This window comes from Bacillus sp. FSL K6-3149 (assembly GCF_038630515.1).
GTDB classification, from domain to species: Bacteria; Bacillota; Bacilli; order Bacillales; family Bacillaceae; genus Bacillus; species Bacillus pumilus.
The window spans coordinates 2,660,630-2,675,880 of record NZ_CP152034.1; the positions used below are offsets into that span (position 1 = coordinate 2,660,630).

Consider the following 15,251-nt stretch of genomic DNA (forward strand, 5'->3'; position numbering starts at 1 on the left):
GACAGCAAACTTGGGCTTAAGCGGGCGATTGTCACGATTACAGCTCCACCCGAATAGAATAAAGAGAGAAGAGCGAGAGGTGAATACGTTGGAGCGAGCTGTCACATATAAAAACAACGGCCAAATCAATATTATACTTAACGGACAAAAACAAGTATTGGTTGATGCAGATTCAGAGGCAGAATACCTAGAAGCCTTGCAGAAAAATGAGGCAAAACACAGCATCTTACGGGAAATAGAGCGTGAAATGAACAGCCTTGTCGGTATGGATGAAATGAAACGAAACATAAAAGAGATTTATGCTTGGATCTTTGTCAATCAAAAAAGGCAGGAACAAGGGTTAAAGGTAGGTAAACAAGCGCTTCATATGATGTTCAAAGGGAATCCCGGCACAGGGAAAACAACGGTTGCAAGACTTGTCGGGAAGCTTTTCTTTGAAATGAATGTCCTCTCAAAAGGTCACTTAATTGAAGCGGAACGCGGAGATCTAGTCGGCGAGTACATTGGTCATACTGCTCAAAAAACAAGAGATTTAATTAAAAAATCACTAGGCGGCATTTTGTTCATCGACGAAGCCTATTCTCTTGCCCGCGGAGGCGAAAAGGATTTTGGGAAAGAAGCGATTGATACCCTAGTCAAACATATGGAGGACAAACAACACGAATTCATTCTCATTCTTGCTGGCTACTCCAAGGAAATGGATCATTTTCTATCATTAAACCCCGGCCTGCAATCGAGATTTCCAATCAATATCAGCTTTCCTGATTATACCGTCGATCAGCTCATGGACATTGCCAAACGGATGATGGCTGACAGAGAATATATATTTACTCAAGAAGCTGAATGGAAGCTGCGAGATTACTTAATGCACATTAAAAGCACCACGAGTCCTGCAAAATTCAGCAACGGCCGTTTTGTGCGAAACACGATTGAAAAGGCCATTCGTACCCAAGCGATGAGACTCCTGCTTGTGGATCATTATGATAAAAAAGATTTGCTCACGATTAAAAGTCACGATCTCCAAATGAAAGAGGATACGCCTACTTAAAATGGCGTATCCTTTTTATAAAGAGATACTAAAATAAACCATCCGAATAGTGGTATACGTGTGGTGTGTTTGGTATGATGGTACTACTGAAAACTTAAGTACAGAAAGGAAACAACTGACGTTGAATGAACATGAAATGACAGAAAAAGCGATCCTTGTCGGCTGTCAATTGCCGCATGTCACGGATGAACGCTTTCAATACTCAATGGAAGAATTAGCTTCCTTAACCAAAACGGCTGGCGGTGAAGCTGTCAGCGTAATGACGCAGAAGAGAAATAGACAAGACAGCGCAACATATATCGGTAAAGGGAAAGTAGAAGAGCTTGAAGTGCTTTGCGAGGAATTCGAATGTGATGTCATTATTTTTAATGACGAACTGTCTCCAAGTCAACTAAAAGCTTTGGCAACTGCCTTAGATGTGAAAATTATCGATCGGACACAATTGATTTTAGACATCTTTGCAAAAAGAGCCCGGACAAGAGAGGGGAAGCTGCAAATAGAGCTTGCCCAGCTTCAGTATGCCTTGCCGAGACTAAGCGGACAAGGGATCAGCCTCTCAAGGCAAGGCGGAGGAATTGGCGCAAGAGGTCCAGGTGAAACAAAACTTGAAACAGATAGACGCCATATTCGAAACCGTATTCACGAAATTAACGGGCAATTATCTACAGTCAAAGAGCACCGGACAAGATACCGGGAACGCCGGAAGAAAAATGGTGTGTTCCAAATTGCCATTGTTGGGTATACGAATGCCGGAAAATCTACTTTGTTTAACCAATTAACAGATGCAGATAGCCATGAAGAAGATCTGCTATTTGCGACACTTGATCCAATGACACGTAAGATGACATTAGCATCTGGCTATAGTGTGCTGATTTCAGACACCGTTGGTTTTATCCAAGACCTCCCAACAACACTCATTGCGGCATTTCGTTCCACTCTTGAAGAAGTGAAGGAAGCCGATTATTTGCTTCATGTCATTGATTCTTCTAATGAGGATTACGAAGGTCACGAACGGACGGTTCATGAGCTTTTAGAGGAATTAGAAGCAGATCGTATTCCAATGCTGACGGTTTATAACAAAGAAGATCAAATCAGACCGGATTTCATCCCATCTTCAAAGCATCGTCATCTATTAATCAGTGCGAGGCGCGAAGAAGATGTAAAGCGATTAAAAGCGGATATTATGGCAGAACTGAAACAAAACTTTTTAAAGCCCTATCATGTGAAGATTCCAGCGTATGAAGGAAAGCTCATCTCCGCATTAAAATCAGAAACGCTCGTGGAATCGCTAGAATTTCAAAAAGAAGCAGAACTTTATGACATCACCGGGTTTAGCGGTGAGGAGCAGACCATATTAGGTCAAATCAAGAAGTATATGTTGTAAGAAAGGAATTAAATCAAGATGTTTCATACATTAAAACACGGCAGTATTTTAGAAAAAGTAGCAGCAGAAACAGAACAAGACATTTTTCACATGCATCAGCAAATTGATCAAAAGAGTGAACAAAATGAGTGGCGGGTGCTTGAAAGCTACCGAAAGCATAGAGTCAGTGATTCTCACTTTAACCCGACAACTGGATATGGCTACGATGATATGGGAAGAGACACGCTAGAAAAAATTTATGCGGATGTCTTCGGAGGAGAAAGCGGCCTTGTGCGTCCGCAGATCATTTCCGGCACACATGCCATTTCCATTGCATTATTCGGTGTGCTGAGACCTGGCGATGAATTGATCTATATGACGGGAAAACCATACGATACGCTAGAAGAAATTGTAGGGATTCGCGGCAAAGAAGGGACAGGCTCATTAAAAGACTTCCAGATTGATTACAAGGCCATTGATTTAAGACAAGATGGATCCGTCGATTATGACAAAGTAAAAGAGTCAATCTCCTCTAAAACAAAAATGATCGGCATTCAGCGTTCGAAAGGCTATGCTTCAAGACCTTCCTTTACAATAGAAGAAATCGAGCAAATGATTTCATTTGTAAAAGAGATCAATGAAGAAATCATTGTGTTTGTGGACAACTGTTATGGTGAATTTACTGAATTACAAGAGCCATGTCATGTGGGAGCGGATCTTATGGCGGGTTCCCTTATTAAAAACCCAGGCGGCGGGCTTGCCAAAACAGGCGGTTACATCGTTGGAAAAGAAAAATGGGTAGAAGCTTGCTCTTATCGAATGACATCTCCGGGCATCGGTAGTGAAGCGGGTGCCTCGCTTTATGCGCTTCAGGAAATGTATCAAGGATTTTTCTTAGCACCGCATGTTGTGGCGCAAAGCTTAAAAGGTGCAGTGTTCACGGCTCGTTTTCTTGAGAAGCTCGGGTTCCAAACGAACCCGGCGTGGAATGCGAAAAGAACGGATTTAATTCAATCCGTCGAATTTGGTGATCCTAACAAAATGATTGCATTCTGTCAGGCGATTCAATATGCATCTCCGATCAACAGTCACGTCACACCGCATGCAAGCTATATGCCGGGTTACGAGGATGATGTCATTATGGCAGCGGGCACCTTCGTCCAAGGGGCTAGTATCGAATTGTCAGCCGATGGACCAATCAGACCGCCTTATACAGCCTACGTTCAAGGCGGACTCACGTATGCCCATGTGAAAAATGCGATTTGCAGTGCTGTAGATGCCTTATTGGAACAAGGTTTCATCGACATACCTGCTCGATAAAAAAATCCATGTTAATATTCCTAACATAATGTTGACACATAATATAACATGACATATAATAAATTTAAGCAAAGAGGAGGAGACAGTTGAGATGAGTGATAACATTCGCCGCTCAATGCCTTTATTCCCAATTGGGATTGTCATGCAGCTAACAGAATTATCTGCAAGGCAAATTCGCTATTATGAGGAAAATGGTTTAGTATTTCCAGCAAGAAGTGATGGGAATCGCCGATTATTTTCTTTCCATGATGTTGATAAATTACTAGAAATTAAAAACCTCATCGAACAAGGTGTAAACATGGCAGGAATCAAAAAACTTTTTGCCAATGCTGAGGCAGAACATCCAGCGTCTGATGCAAAGACCGAGGAGAAATCCACAGCGAAGCACAACTTGACAGATGATGAACTCAGGAAGCTACTGAAGAAGGAACTCATTCAGGCTGGACGTTTCCAACAAGGAACGACCTTTAGGCAGGGGGATATGTCAAGGTTCTTCCGTTAACCAATTAGCAAAAGCATTGCTATACAATTTTACCTTTTGTAGGGGAGGAGTTTTACGAAATGGCAAAATACACAAGAGAAGATATCGTAAAATTAGTAAATGAGGAAAATGTAAAGTACATCCGTCTGCAATTTACAGACATTCTCGGAACGATTAAAAATGTTGAAATTCCTGTGAGCCAGTTAGAAAAAGCTCTCGATAACAAATGTATGTTTGACGGTTCATCTATTGAAGGTTTCGTACGTATTGAAGAATCAGATATGTATCTATACCCAGATCTCAACACATTTGTTATATTCCCTTGGACAGCAGAAAAAGGTAAAGTTGCACGCTTTATTTGTGACATTTACAAGCCGGACGGGACGCCATTTGATGGAGACCCACGTAATAACTTAAAGCGTGTCTTAAAGGAAATGGAAGACCTAGGATTTAGTGATTTCAACCTTGGACCTGAGCCAGAATTCTTCTTATTTAAATTAGATGAAAAAGGCGAGCCAACGCTTGAATTAAACGATAAAGGTGGATACTTTGACCTTGCACCAACAGATCTAGGCGAAAACTGCCGCCGTGATATCGTGCTTGAGCTTGAAGAAATGGGCTTTGAAATTGAAGCGTCTCACCACGAAGTAGCACCTGGACAGCATGAAATTGACTTCAAATATGCAGGCGCCATCCGTTCTTGTGATGACATTCAAACGTTCAAACTCGTTGTCAAAACGATCGCGAGAAAGCATGGTCTTCATGCGACATTCATGCCAAAACCATTGTTTGGTGTAAACGGATCTGGTATGCACTGTAACCTATCATTATTCAAAAATGGCAAAAACGCATTCTTTGATGAAAAAGCAGATTTACAATTAAGCGAGACGGCTAGACACTTTATCGCAGGTATCGTCAAGCATGCAACTAGCTTTACAGCGGTCACAAACCCAACGGTGAACTCTTACAAGCGTCTTGTACCTGGTTATGAAGCACCTTGCTACGTGGCATGGAGTGCACAAAACCGTAGCCCATTAATCCGTATCCCTGCATCACGCGGCATCAGCACACGTGTAGAAGTGCGCAGCGTAGACCCATCTGCAAACCCATACCTTGCATTAAGCGTATTACTTGCAGCAGGTCTTGACGGAATCAAAAACAAACTAGACGCACCAGCACCAATTGACAGAAACATCTATGTCATGGACAAAGAAGAGCGCCTTGAAAACGGCATCGCTGATCTGCCTGCAACACTTGCAGAAGCACTTGAGCTGCTGAAATCAAACGAAGTCATGGTCAACGCGCTAGGCGATCACTTATTCGAACACTTCATCGAATCAAAAGAAATCGAATGGGATATGTTTAGAACCCAAGTACACCCATGGGAACGCGATCAGTATATGTCTCAGTATTAATCAAGAAACCCCTTGGAGCCATTGGCTTCAGGGGGTTTTTGTTTTTGTGGGTGTTTCTAATATTTCAAAATGAAGCAGGCATTACCCACAAACCATAGATGTCTCAGATTACAAGGCGGGTGTCGAAGGGCTAGCATCAAGAATGTAAATAAAAGCTATGTTTGGCAAAAGCTCATTATAATTAAAGTCCCTTCTTATTTGAGGGGTTTGACTATAACAATTATAAAAAGTAGTTTTGTTAAATCACTTTTTGAAAAATCTTATGAGATTGATGGTTGAATTTTCAGATCGAAGTTATCAATTTTTTAAGAAGATGTAGGTAGCCCTTTAGAAGAAATAAATATCAGAAGTCTCTCTCTTCTGATGTCACTTCACTCAATTATTATCGTATTTGCGGGATACCGAAAATTTCTATTATGAACAGTTTGACTTTACATATGTTGTAAATCTAGTGTTAAAATATTAGAAGGATTTGTTTAGAAGGGGGTAAAGGGATGTCAGAATTAATTGCCTCTCAGGAGGTAGGGAACATGCTAAACACTTGGAATCTTGCTATACAAAAAGGAAATTTATCGGCAGCTATTGAAATGCAAGATGATATAGACAGGGCAATCGAACAAATGGAAGAAAATCAAGATATTCTTTTGTATTATCAACTTTTGAGCTTTAGACTTAAGCTGAAACTTCAGAATATTAGCAGAAATTTAGATAAGCCATTTTTTGAGAGAAATGCACCAGATGAAAAAGAAGAAAAAACAAATAAACTCATGTCATATTACTTCTACTTTTATAATGGGATCTATCATGACTACTTGCAAGATTATGATAAGGCATTAAGTTATTTCAGAATAGCTGAAAAGAAGTTAGCTTATGTTGATGATGAAATAGAAAAAGCTGAATTTCATTATAAATTAGCTGTTCTGTTCTATGATTTGAAAATGACTTTCCTATCTAAATATCATGCTCAAATTGCTTGTGACACATTTAATGCACATGAATCATATATCAAAAGACAAATTAACTGCAGAATGCTACATGCGCTGAACTTAATCGATCAATTTGAATATGAGAAAGCAAGTGAACTTTTCTGCGAAGCAGAGAACATGATCGGAAGTATCAATGACAATCATTTAATTATTCACCTCTATTACAGCATGGGTTTTTTGGAAAGTAAAAAAGAGAATGCTGAGAAAGCATCAGTCTTCTTTAGACGTACGCTGAGTTATGAAGAAATTGAAAAACAAATATTATTAAAAATGAGATGTTTATATGAACTAGCTAGGATAGAAATATCAAATCAAAGCCATGAAGTGATTGAATGGATTGATCTAGGCATTTCTTTGTCGGAACAAGTGAACCATCATATTTTTCAAATCAAATTTAAATTGTTAAAAGAACTATTATATGAAACAAATGAAACTCAACTGGCCAATATGAATAATTTGTGTGCAGAGCTTGAAGAAAAAAGAGTATGGGTTGATTTAGAGGAAATCTTGGTTGATGTGGCGAAATATTTAGAGGACAAGGGCTTACTGCAACAATCATTGAATTACTATAAAAGAGCCTTACATGCAAGTCAATTTGTAGGAAAAGGAGTGAATTAAATGAAAAAGTCAATTTTTATTACATTATCAATAGCTGTGGTAGCAATAAGTACACTTTTCTTTACAAATGGTTCGATTCAGCCTCAACCTCAACATGAAGATGTCCAAACAGTCGCATCAAGAGGCAGCTCTGGAGGATAATTGGTTAAAAAACGATAAAGTGGATTAAAGTGTCAGGCTCCTTATGGTATTCTAGTAAAAGAATATTCCATAAAAGGAGTCTTTTTTATATGAAAATATTAGATGCTCCATCTTTACTATCAGCTGTCGAACAGAGGTCAAAGGCCTATCATGAGCTTCAAGAAGAGATGAAACTTGTGAAAAAAGCATTAAAAGGTGTATCGGGATTAGGTGATGAGTTTACTGGAAAAGGTGCAGATAATATCAAAGCTTTTTATAATGATCTTGCACTATACGCAGACACTTATCTTGATTTTATCGATATGCAAAAAGCTTTTTTAGATGGAGTGAAAGGAAAGCTGGATGATGAATCATTAGGCGGGAGTACATTTATTGATGAGCACTTCCTAGATGCTCAATTGAAGCAAGGCATTCAGAATAATAAAGATATGGTCAAGGAACAAAAAGAAGCTCTTTCCACTATTTTTGACGATATCAGTGATTTAATTGAATTACACACATTTTCAAGTAAAGAGGTCAATGAACATTTAGACGATGCGAACAAAAAAAGAAAAGAGACAATTGATGCTTTACATAAAATAGATCATGAGCTAAAAATAGAATACGCAAAGTCAGAAGAGATTGAGAATCACCTCAAAACTTTTTATACAAAAATGATGGCTGCTACAGGAAAAGGTAAGAACGCTCAGCCCATGTATTATGATGCAAAAGCATTTCATGAGACAGATGTGTACAAGAATCATGATAAAATCGATGCACAGGTGAAAGCATATTTAAAAGTGAAAAAAGAAGAAAAAGAGAAACGAAGAATTAAAGAATTGAAAGAAAAGCTCAATGATCCTTCGTGTATATCAGAAGCGAAATACTTTGAGATTGTAGACGAAATTGGATATGAAAATCTTTCTTACGATCAAAAAATGTATTACAGCCAGCTGCTCCAAATCAAAGCGCAGGAAGAAGCATCAGAGGTATTCGTTGATAGTGTAAAAGGTGCTGCAGTTGGTCTATATGATGTGGCCAAAGATACAGTGACCGGAATATATGATCTTGTGACAGACCCTGGTGGTGCCGTAGAATCAGTCATTACGGCTGTTTCTCATCCAATTGAAACATCGAAAGCGATTGGAAAATCAATTTCAGACTCATTCCAAAAAGAAGTCATAGATGGTGATGCGTATTCTCGTTCACACTGGTTCGCCTATGCGACTGGTTCACTAGCAGAAATCGTCTTTGGTTCCAAAGGGGCAGGAGCCATCACAAAAACAGGGACAACCGCGGCCAAAACTACAGTGAAGAAAGGGCTTGAACAAGGAGCAAAATCATTAGACAGAGTCTCTATTCCGAATCTATTGCCGTACTCACCAAAGTTTCAAATGGCTGGTGGACCGAAGCTCCCGTACAATGTATTTGACGGGGAAAAACTTAAAAATAAACTCCTCTCCATGGCTAAGCGTCTAGACAACAACTCAGGCTACGGCATCTCTCAGACAGGCAGACGCTTACCAGCACAAAAATCACCGCCAACCGTTGTCAGTTACGGAGACCACTATGTGAGATGGAAACGTAAAAAAGTATTAAAACCAAATGTCGTTTATTCAACAAAGCAAGGCTACACCTACACAACCGATCACTACGGACGTATTGTCAAAGTTGAAGCAAGTGATTTAAAATACGGAGAGGTCAAAAGAAACCAATACGCCCAATCTAATTCAGGCAAGCCAGATCGATTACTGGATGATGATGGTGGGCATTTAATTGCGTCAATTTTTAAAGGTTCAGGTGATATTGATAACCTGCTTCCGATGAATTCACAGATTAATCGTAGTGGCGGGAAATGGTATGAGATGGAGCAAAAGTGGAAAAAAGCATTAACGGCTGATCCTCCAAAGTATGTAGAGGTCAAAATTGAGCCTGTTTATATAAATGATTCATTAAGACCTGCAGAATTTCTTGTAGAATATAAAATCGGAGACCAAAAGAGATTTAGAACTATTAAAAATAAGCCAGGAGGTTGAATTGTGGAAAAAATAGAAGAAAACTATAAAGAAATAGCAGAAATATTAAATGAAATGATTCCTGTTGAATGGGATAAAGTTTGGATGTATGCAGAAATCGTGGATGATTCGTCAGAAGTGAATTTTTATTTCTGCAACCCAGACAGTGAAGAATTGATTTATGGTCATAATATTCCTGGAAAATATAGTGTTAGTAACTCTATTTATAAAAAGTTATTGTTAAAACTTCTCCATTCTTTAGAAAACTTAAAAAAAGAATATATAAAAAATGGATTCGGAGATTGGTCGACAGCAATTATAAAAATGGAGCAACCAGGAAAATTCTCTATTGAGTATGGATACAAAGATATTTATTCATTAGGAATTGATGGTGATCAAAGAATAGCAGTTTGGGAATATGAAACCTTTGGATTTCTCCCTGAAGATGAGGAAGATAAAGAAGCTGTATTAAATTATTTAAAAAATAAAGACGACAACTAACACGCATTACCCTCCTAATCAAGGAGGGTTTTTATGTGCCTGTATTTGATATATTTCATATCATAAAAAACTCATTCCATTATTTAAACCGATAAACCGTCACTTCACACCCACCCAATACCTCTTCAATCATGCCTTCCACAATCGCCCAATCGCCGCCCGCCAGTCCGCAGCCGATCCCGTAGGGAATGGCGATGGAAGTATGGTTTTTCTTTTCATTTGAATGGGTTACTGTGTCTTTTAGGCTTTGTAAGCAGCTGCGTAAGGCATCGTAGTCCGTTTGCATTCTTTTTCTTCCGTATCCGGTTTGAGCAAATAAGTTGGCAATTGTTTTTCCGTCATTAGTTGTGATGAGTTGAACGGAGCTTAACAAGTCATCTCCTTGTTCTGTACATAATTCTTTATACTCTTTGTACACATTGGGGTATTTGCTTTTGATTTGTTTGGCTAATCCAGCGCCCATGACCCCTTTACAGTTCACCTGGTGACAGATGATGTCTTCACTTGCCTCTAAAATGTTGCCATCCACTGTTTTGATCATATCGTGTAACCCCTTTTTCATAAAATAGAAACATAAGTTCTATTTTATCAGTTTTGACCAAATGATTTAATAGCAAAATGCTTTTTATGAGTTTCGTTTATTTGAAGACACTTCAGAATAACTTGATTGTCAAAGCTGGTGCATGTCATCTAAAATATGAAGAGACTAGAAAACACGAAATAAAGCAAGAACAGTGAGGAGTCATTTATGAATCAATTAGAAACGAATCGTTTAATGCTTAGACCGTTTTGCGATGAAGATGCAGCAGGGATGCTTGAGTACTTGTCTAATCCAAGAGTAAATTGTTTCCTCGCTGATCGAATTTCTTCATTAGAAGAAGCTTTGGCTATAGTGAAAAAGAGAAAAGAAGACCATTCATATGTAGCGGTTTGTTTAAAAGAAAGTGGGCAGATTATCGGTGAGTTGTTTCATTTAAAAGAGGATCCTGATACGTATTCAATCGGCTGGAATATCAATGAAGCATATGAAGGAAAGGGATATGCACGAGAGAGCGCTGTGGCGCTTTTGTCCTATTTATTTGTAGAAAAGGCAGCAAGGCGGCTTTATGCCTATGTAGAAGATGATAATGTCCGTTCGCAGGCATTATGTGAGCGATTAGGCATGCGGAGAGAAGGCCTTTTTCTTGAGTTTATTTCATTTACTACATATGAGGATGGCACCCCTAAATATGAAAACACGTACCAATATGCTTTACTAAAAAAGGAATGGCAGCATCACTCTCTATAGAGCAGTAAGTAAATGATGTCAGTGACAGCAAAGTGACAAACATGTCATATGGTTCCATGGTTTGTTCGTTCAATCGATGGAAGAGTCATCTTATTTCAATTATCCTTATCATAAATCGAGGAAAAAGGAATGAAATGAGATGCAGCGATATAATGAAGATTTATTTAGGTGGGTGAATCAGCTCAGTATCGATCATGGTTATTTGAATCCGATATTCATTGGACTAGCTGAATATACTGTGCTGTTAGCAGCGCTCACGTGTCTGTTCATATGGTTTCAAAATCGAAGTGAAACCAATAGGGGGATGGTGGTATCTGCTGGACTTACTTTCATATTGGCAGAGTTAATTGGGAAAATTGCAGGATTTTTTTATTCCAACCAGCAGCCCTTTGCCGAAATGAGTCATGTCAATCTTTTGATTCAAAAGGAAGTGAATAACTCTTTTCCGAGTGATCATACCATCTTTATTTTTTCTGTATGTCTGATCTTTTGGCTTTTTCACAAACGCCATGTTTATTGGCTGATCATAGCGTGCGCCGTTGGTTTTTCTAGGATATGGGTAGGTGTCCATTATCCTTTTGATGTCTTAGCAGGGGCTGTTATAGCGTGTTTAATAGCGGTTGCAGTTGTCTATTTGCCGATATGTCAAAGGAGCGTGAATGCCATCTTGTCATGTTATGAGTGGCTTGAGCAGAACGTTGTAAGGAAGAGAACAAAATAACATGTTGCAGCAAAATGCCCCGATCTGATAATGGCTCAGATCGGGGTACTTTTTATTTTCGCCAAAACGTTGTACAATCCGCTTTGTCTTCAATATTAAATTCGATGATTTTCTTTAGGAGAGGATAATCAACTGGTAAGCTTTCCTTCATGCGAAACATCTTTTTTCCATGATCGTAACCCGCTTGTACAATGTCAGCTGAAAAGTGATCGATTCCTTTTCCTTCTGGTGCGACAGAAATGTGATGTTTTGCCACGCTAAACCCAATAATAAATGTGCCATGGTCTGTGAACATGGGCTGATTCCAAGCAATTTTTGGTTCTAGTTGAGGGAATGTGTCTAATATCCATTGTAAAATGTCTTGCGTGCGCTGCTTCAGCTCTGGATTACCGATGTTGCTTACATATTCTTTAAACACATGCATGATGTTTTATCCTCCCATTCCATCGACCTCATAAGCCTCAGACGGGATTCGAACCCGCACTCCTTTCGTAAGCATAGGCTAGGGGCAACACGCTTCCCTACGGAATTTCACCGACAGGAGTTTCGCCTGTCTCAGCTCATGTGCTTTTCGGTGCTTCTGAAACCCTTGCCTTGCGACCCGCTAGCTACAATTTGTTTTACGGCGCTCTTCCCTTCTAGAGCTACTGAGGCGCGGAAGTTATTGATCATATTATATAAAGAAACTGGATAAATGAAAAGCTGTGCTGATAATTAGTTTACTGATCTATAGGCGAATCGCACAAAATAGTCAAAGACACATATGATAAAAGACCATATGGATTGTATACAGCATTGAATTGGGCTGATGGAAAGTGACAAACCTGTTGATGAGTAAATTGAAAGAGATAAACAATCAAACAAAAAATGAAAGCTTTACTCACAAGCGTTCAATGAGTCCTTCTTTTTTGCTACTCATGGAAGATGGAGAACCTTTCTACTCATGGGTGTTCTTTGAAAAAAGTGTGTTTAAGACTTGCTATTTTTCCTTGATTTCCATCAATGAAGAACAAAATTGTGTGGTGTTAGAGCTTCTTGTTCCATGCTGCATGCGATCGGCGTGCTGTCAGAAAGTTTTATATCGATCCAGTTCAAAGATCCTTGTTGATCTTTCTTTTTTATGCGGAATGATTGAAGCAGAACAACCAGTCTATGATGCGATCATTTTAAAGAACATAGAACCTCACCACCTCCTTCTTGGTTTTTCAACATCGCCCAGTTCGGTTGAAATCTGGCGAAATGGAACAAAATTACCAAATGCAGCAACAGTGATTTTGCATCATCATGATGATCAAGATGTGCCGGTTTCTATCACGATTCAAACGAAAAAATCATGTCACGATATATGTGTTCAAAAAGGAGAAAGTCGATCGATTACTGTAAAAGATATGATGTTGATTTTCAATCATCAAACCACTGAAAAGGTGCAAGCATGTTTAGACATTCGATTGAACATGGTACAAAGGAAAAAAATAAGGCTTTGAGTCTGGGATAAGCGCACAATCTTCGTAGATCACTAGATCATAGTCTATCAAGAATAGGTTGAAGGAGGGTTAAAATGGCTATTTTAGGCGGGTGTAGTAATGAGCAAACAGGCTTTGTGAATGATGCGGTATGCTTCACAGTCGATTTAGCAGCAGCAGCGGATCCAGTAGTCGTCTGGACGGATGGAACACCATTTGTCATAAACGGGACCATTATGGTGGAAAACAACGGAATCGTGGCTGTAGCTCCAACTGTGACATTAGAGGTCAACGGTGCGGCTGTTCCAGATTTCACTGTACCTCCAGGAGAGAGTCGATCCATTACGCTAAGTGATCTTAACTCCATTGGGATTGTAGCTACGGGTGGGACCTCGACTGGAAGTATTGTCGTTTCTTTTTCTCTCAATTATCAGTATTAGTGTGTATGTCTTGAAGATTCCACAGTTTGAAAGAAGTGAGAGGCATGTGTGCCCAGCTTAATATGTGTGGAGGAATAACGGGTCCAACAGGAGTAACTGGCCCAACCGGATCAACTGGCCCGACCGGATCGACGGGTTCAACCGGATCAACAGGATTAACCGGAGTAACTGGCCCAACAGGATCAACAGGTTCAACGGGAGTAACAGGTCCAACAGGATCAACGGGCCCAACAGGATCAACGGGTTCAACCGGATCAACAGGATTAACCGGATCAACTGGTCCAACCGGAACAACAGGTTCAACGGGATCAACAGGCCCAACGGGAGTAACTGGCCCGACGGGAGCAACGGGTTCAACCGGCCCAACCGGATTAACAGGTTTAACCGGATCAACAGGCCCAACGGGAGTAACTGGCCTGACCGGATCGACGGGTTCAACGGGAGTAACTGGCCCGACGGGAGCAACGGGTTCAACGGGAGTAACTGGCCCGACGGGAGCAACGGGTTCAACCGGCCCAACCGGATTAACAGGTTTAACCGGATCAACAGGCCCAACGGGAGTAACTGGCCTGACCGGATCGACGGGTTCAACGGGAGTAACTGGCCCGACGGGAGCAACGGGTTCAACGGGAGTAACTGGCCCGACGGGAGCAACGGGTTCAACCGGCCCAACCGGATTAACAGGTTTAACCGGATCAACAGGCCCAACGGGAGTAACTGGCCTGACCGGATCGACGGGTTCAACGGGAGTAACTGGCCCGACGGGAGCAACGGGTTCAACTGGTCCAACCGGAACAACGGGAGTAACTGGTCCAACCGGATCAACAGGATTAACCGGAGTAACAGGAGCAACAGGTCCAACCGGTACAATTGTAACCGCTAACTCAATGTACGCGTCTAATACGTCGGGAAGTACAGTGCTTGTTGTCCTAGGCGGGACAGCGGTTTCTTTGCCTAATAATCAGAGTTTAGATGGTTTTACGGCAAGTGGTGGAAATACGATTTTTACAGTGCCAGTCTCGGGTCGCTATTTCATCACTTATCAAGTGAACACAAATGCAGCGCTGCTTGCTGGAACAAGGCTGGTTAACAGCGGATCTGCCATTCCTGGTTCTATATTAACACCCGCTTTATCGGCATCTACCTACAACGTATCACTCATTACAACACTTGCAGCAGGTAACCAAATTTCTCTCCAAATTTTCGGTTTAGTCGCAACAGTGGTGTTACTTGGGGGAGGTTCTGTTGGAGCGGCACTTACCATCATACGATTGGAATAAGTACAAAAAGCCCCCAAAAAGGGCTTTTTTCATTTCATCCGAGATGATTGTTTATTTTAAAACCGAAAAAAGACGGAATTTTTACGCAAACATCATTGGTTAGAAAAAAGAAAAGCTTTTTCAAAGGAAACGGTTATTGAAGATTTAAGTGATTCATATTAAAATGATCTCGAATGGACTAATTAGCAATTG

Annotated in this window: 17 protein-coding genes; 14 read left to right on the plus strand and 3 right to left on the minus strand. The window is 40.3% G+C overall.

Features of this window, described 5'->3' with window-relative positions; translation table 11 throughout:
- The first annotated feature begins 88 nt into the window (after positions 1-88).
- The 9 genes from spoVK to MHB83_RS13455 all read left to right on the plus strand — a co-directional run bounded on the left by spoVK (position 89) and on the right by MHB83_RS13455 (position 9,867).
- A complete protein-coding gene (spoVK, locus tag MHB83_RS13415) occupies positions 89-1,048 on the plus strand; it encodes a stage V sporulation protein K (RefSeq protein ID WP_003211912.1) in 960 nt (319 codons plus the stop codon).
- A 121-nt stretch (positions 1,049-1,169) separates the two neighbouring features.
- The gene (hflX, locus tag MHB83_RS13420) at positions 1,170-2,432 is read left to right on the plus strand and encodes a GTPase HflX (protein ID WP_050944939.1); all 1,263 of its coding nucleotides are present in this window, start codon (positions 1,170-1,172) and stop codon (positions 2,430-2,432) included.
- Positions 2,433-2,450: 18 nt separating this feature from the next.
- Positions 2,451-3,731, plus strand: a complete 1,281-nt coding sequence (locus tag MHB83_RS13425) for an aminotransferase class I/II-fold pyridoxal phosphate-dependent enzyme (RefSeq protein ID WP_050944937.1) — start codon at positions 2,451-2,453, stop codon at positions 3,729-3,731.
- A gap of 91 nt (positions 3,732-3,822) precedes the next feature.
- A complete protein-coding gene (locus MHB83_RS13430) occupies positions 3,823-4,233 on the plus strand; it encodes a MerR family transcriptional regulator (protein ID WP_212045882.1) in 411 nt (136 codons plus the stop codon).
- A 59-nt stretch (positions 4,234-4,292) separates the two neighbouring features.
- Positions 4,293-5,627, plus strand: a complete 1,335-nt coding sequence (gene glnA, locus MHB83_RS13435; protein WP_003211015.1) for a type I glutamate--ammonia ligase — start codon at positions 4,293-4,295, stop codon at positions 5,625-5,627.
- A 494-nt stretch (positions 5,628-6,121) separates the two neighbouring features.
- Positions 6,122-7,231 carry a hypothetical protein gene (locus tag MHB83_RS13440; protein WP_212045883.1) on the plus strand — a complete coding sequence of 370 codons (1,110 nt, stop codon included), beginning with the start codon at positions 6,122-6,124 and terminating at the stop codon, positions 7,229-7,231.
- A complete protein-coding gene (locus MHB83_RS13445) occupies positions 7,232-7,372 on the plus strand; it encodes a hypothetical protein (RefSeq protein WP_309216768.1) in 141 nt (46 codons plus the stop codon).
- A gap of 89 nt (positions 7,373-7,461) precedes the next feature.
- Positions 7,462-9,387 (plus strand): T7SS effector LXG polymorphic toxin, encoded by a 1,926-nt coding sequence (locus MHB83_RS13450; RefSeq protein WP_340900602.1) that lies wholly within the window; start codon positions 7,462-7,464, stop codon positions 9,385-9,387.
- Between the two features lie 3 nt (positions 9,388-9,390).
- Complete coding sequence (locus tag MHB83_RS13455) at positions 9,391-9,867, plus strand: immunity protein YezG family protein (protein WP_050944926.1); 477 nt, start codon at positions 9,391-9,393, stop codon at positions 9,865-9,867.
- 79 nt (positions 9,868-9,946) lie between these two features.
- Here MHB83_RS13455 and MHB83_RS13460 read toward each other — a convergent pair whose 3' ends face one another.
- Entirely contained in the window at positions 9,947-10,408 is a 462-nt protein-coding gene (locus MHB83_RS13460; RefSeq protein WP_050944924.1) for a macro domain-containing protein, read from the minus strand.
- Positions 10,409-10,615: 207 nt separating this feature from the next.
- Between MHB83_RS13460 and MHB83_RS13465 the strand changes: the two genes are divergently transcribed.
- Both MHB83_RS13465 and MHB83_RS13470 read left to right on the plus strand, forming a co-directional pair.
- Positions 10,616-11,155 carry a GNAT family N-acetyltransferase gene (locus MHB83_RS13465; protein ID WP_050944923.1) on the plus strand — a complete coding sequence of 180 codons (540 nt, stop codon included), beginning with the start codon at positions 10,616-10,618 and terminating at the stop codon, positions 11,153-11,155.
- Positions 11,156-11,294: 139 nt separating this feature from the next.
- The gene (locus MHB83_RS13470; protein ID WP_050944921.1) at positions 11,295-11,876 is read left to right on the plus strand and encodes an undecaprenyl-diphosphatase; all 582 of its coding nucleotides are present in this window, start codon (positions 11,295-11,297) and stop codon (positions 11,874-11,876) included.
- A gap of 52 nt (positions 11,877-11,928) precedes the next feature.
- On the opposite strand, the gene MHB83_RS13475 is transcribed toward MHB83_RS13470, so the two are convergent.
- Positions 11,929-12,300, minus strand: coding sequence for an iron chaperone (locus tag MHB83_RS13475; protein ID WP_050944919.1), 372 nt, complete (start codon positions 12,298-12,300; stop codon positions 11,929-11,931).
- Positions 12,301-12,706: 406 nt separating this feature from the next.
- On the opposite strand from MHB83_RS13475, the gene MHB83_RS13480 reads away from it, so the two are divergent.
- Positions 12,707-13,360, plus strand: a complete 654-nt coding sequence (locus MHB83_RS13480) for a CotZ-related putative spore coat protein (RefSeq protein WP_050944918.1) — start codon at positions 12,707-12,709, stop codon at positions 13,358-13,360.
- Between the two features lie 74 nt (positions 13,361-13,434).
- Entirely contained in the window at positions 13,435-13,779 is a 345-nt protein-coding gene (locus tag MHB83_RS13485) for an S-Ena type endospore appendage (protein ID WP_034660755.1), read from the plus strand.
- Here the strand turns inward: MHB83_RS13485 and MHB83_RS13490 are convergent.
- Positions 13,763-14,668, minus strand: a complete 906-nt coding sequence (locus MHB83_RS13490) for a DUF4573 domain-containing protein (protein WP_342496844.1) — start codon at positions 14,666-14,668, stop codon at positions 13,763-13,765. The two genes, MHB83_RS13485 and MHB83_RS13490, sit on opposite strands and share 17 nt — an antisense overlap.
- Between MHB83_RS13490 and MHB83_RS13495 the strand changes: the two genes are divergently transcribed.
- Complete coding sequence (locus MHB83_RS13495; protein WP_233421740.1) at positions 14,667-15,059, plus strand: hypothetical protein; 393 nt, start codon at positions 14,667-14,669, stop codon at positions 15,057-15,059. The genes MHB83_RS13490 and MHB83_RS13495 overlap by 2 nt on opposite strands.
- The last annotated feature ends 192 nt before the right edge of the window (positions 15,060-15,251 follow it).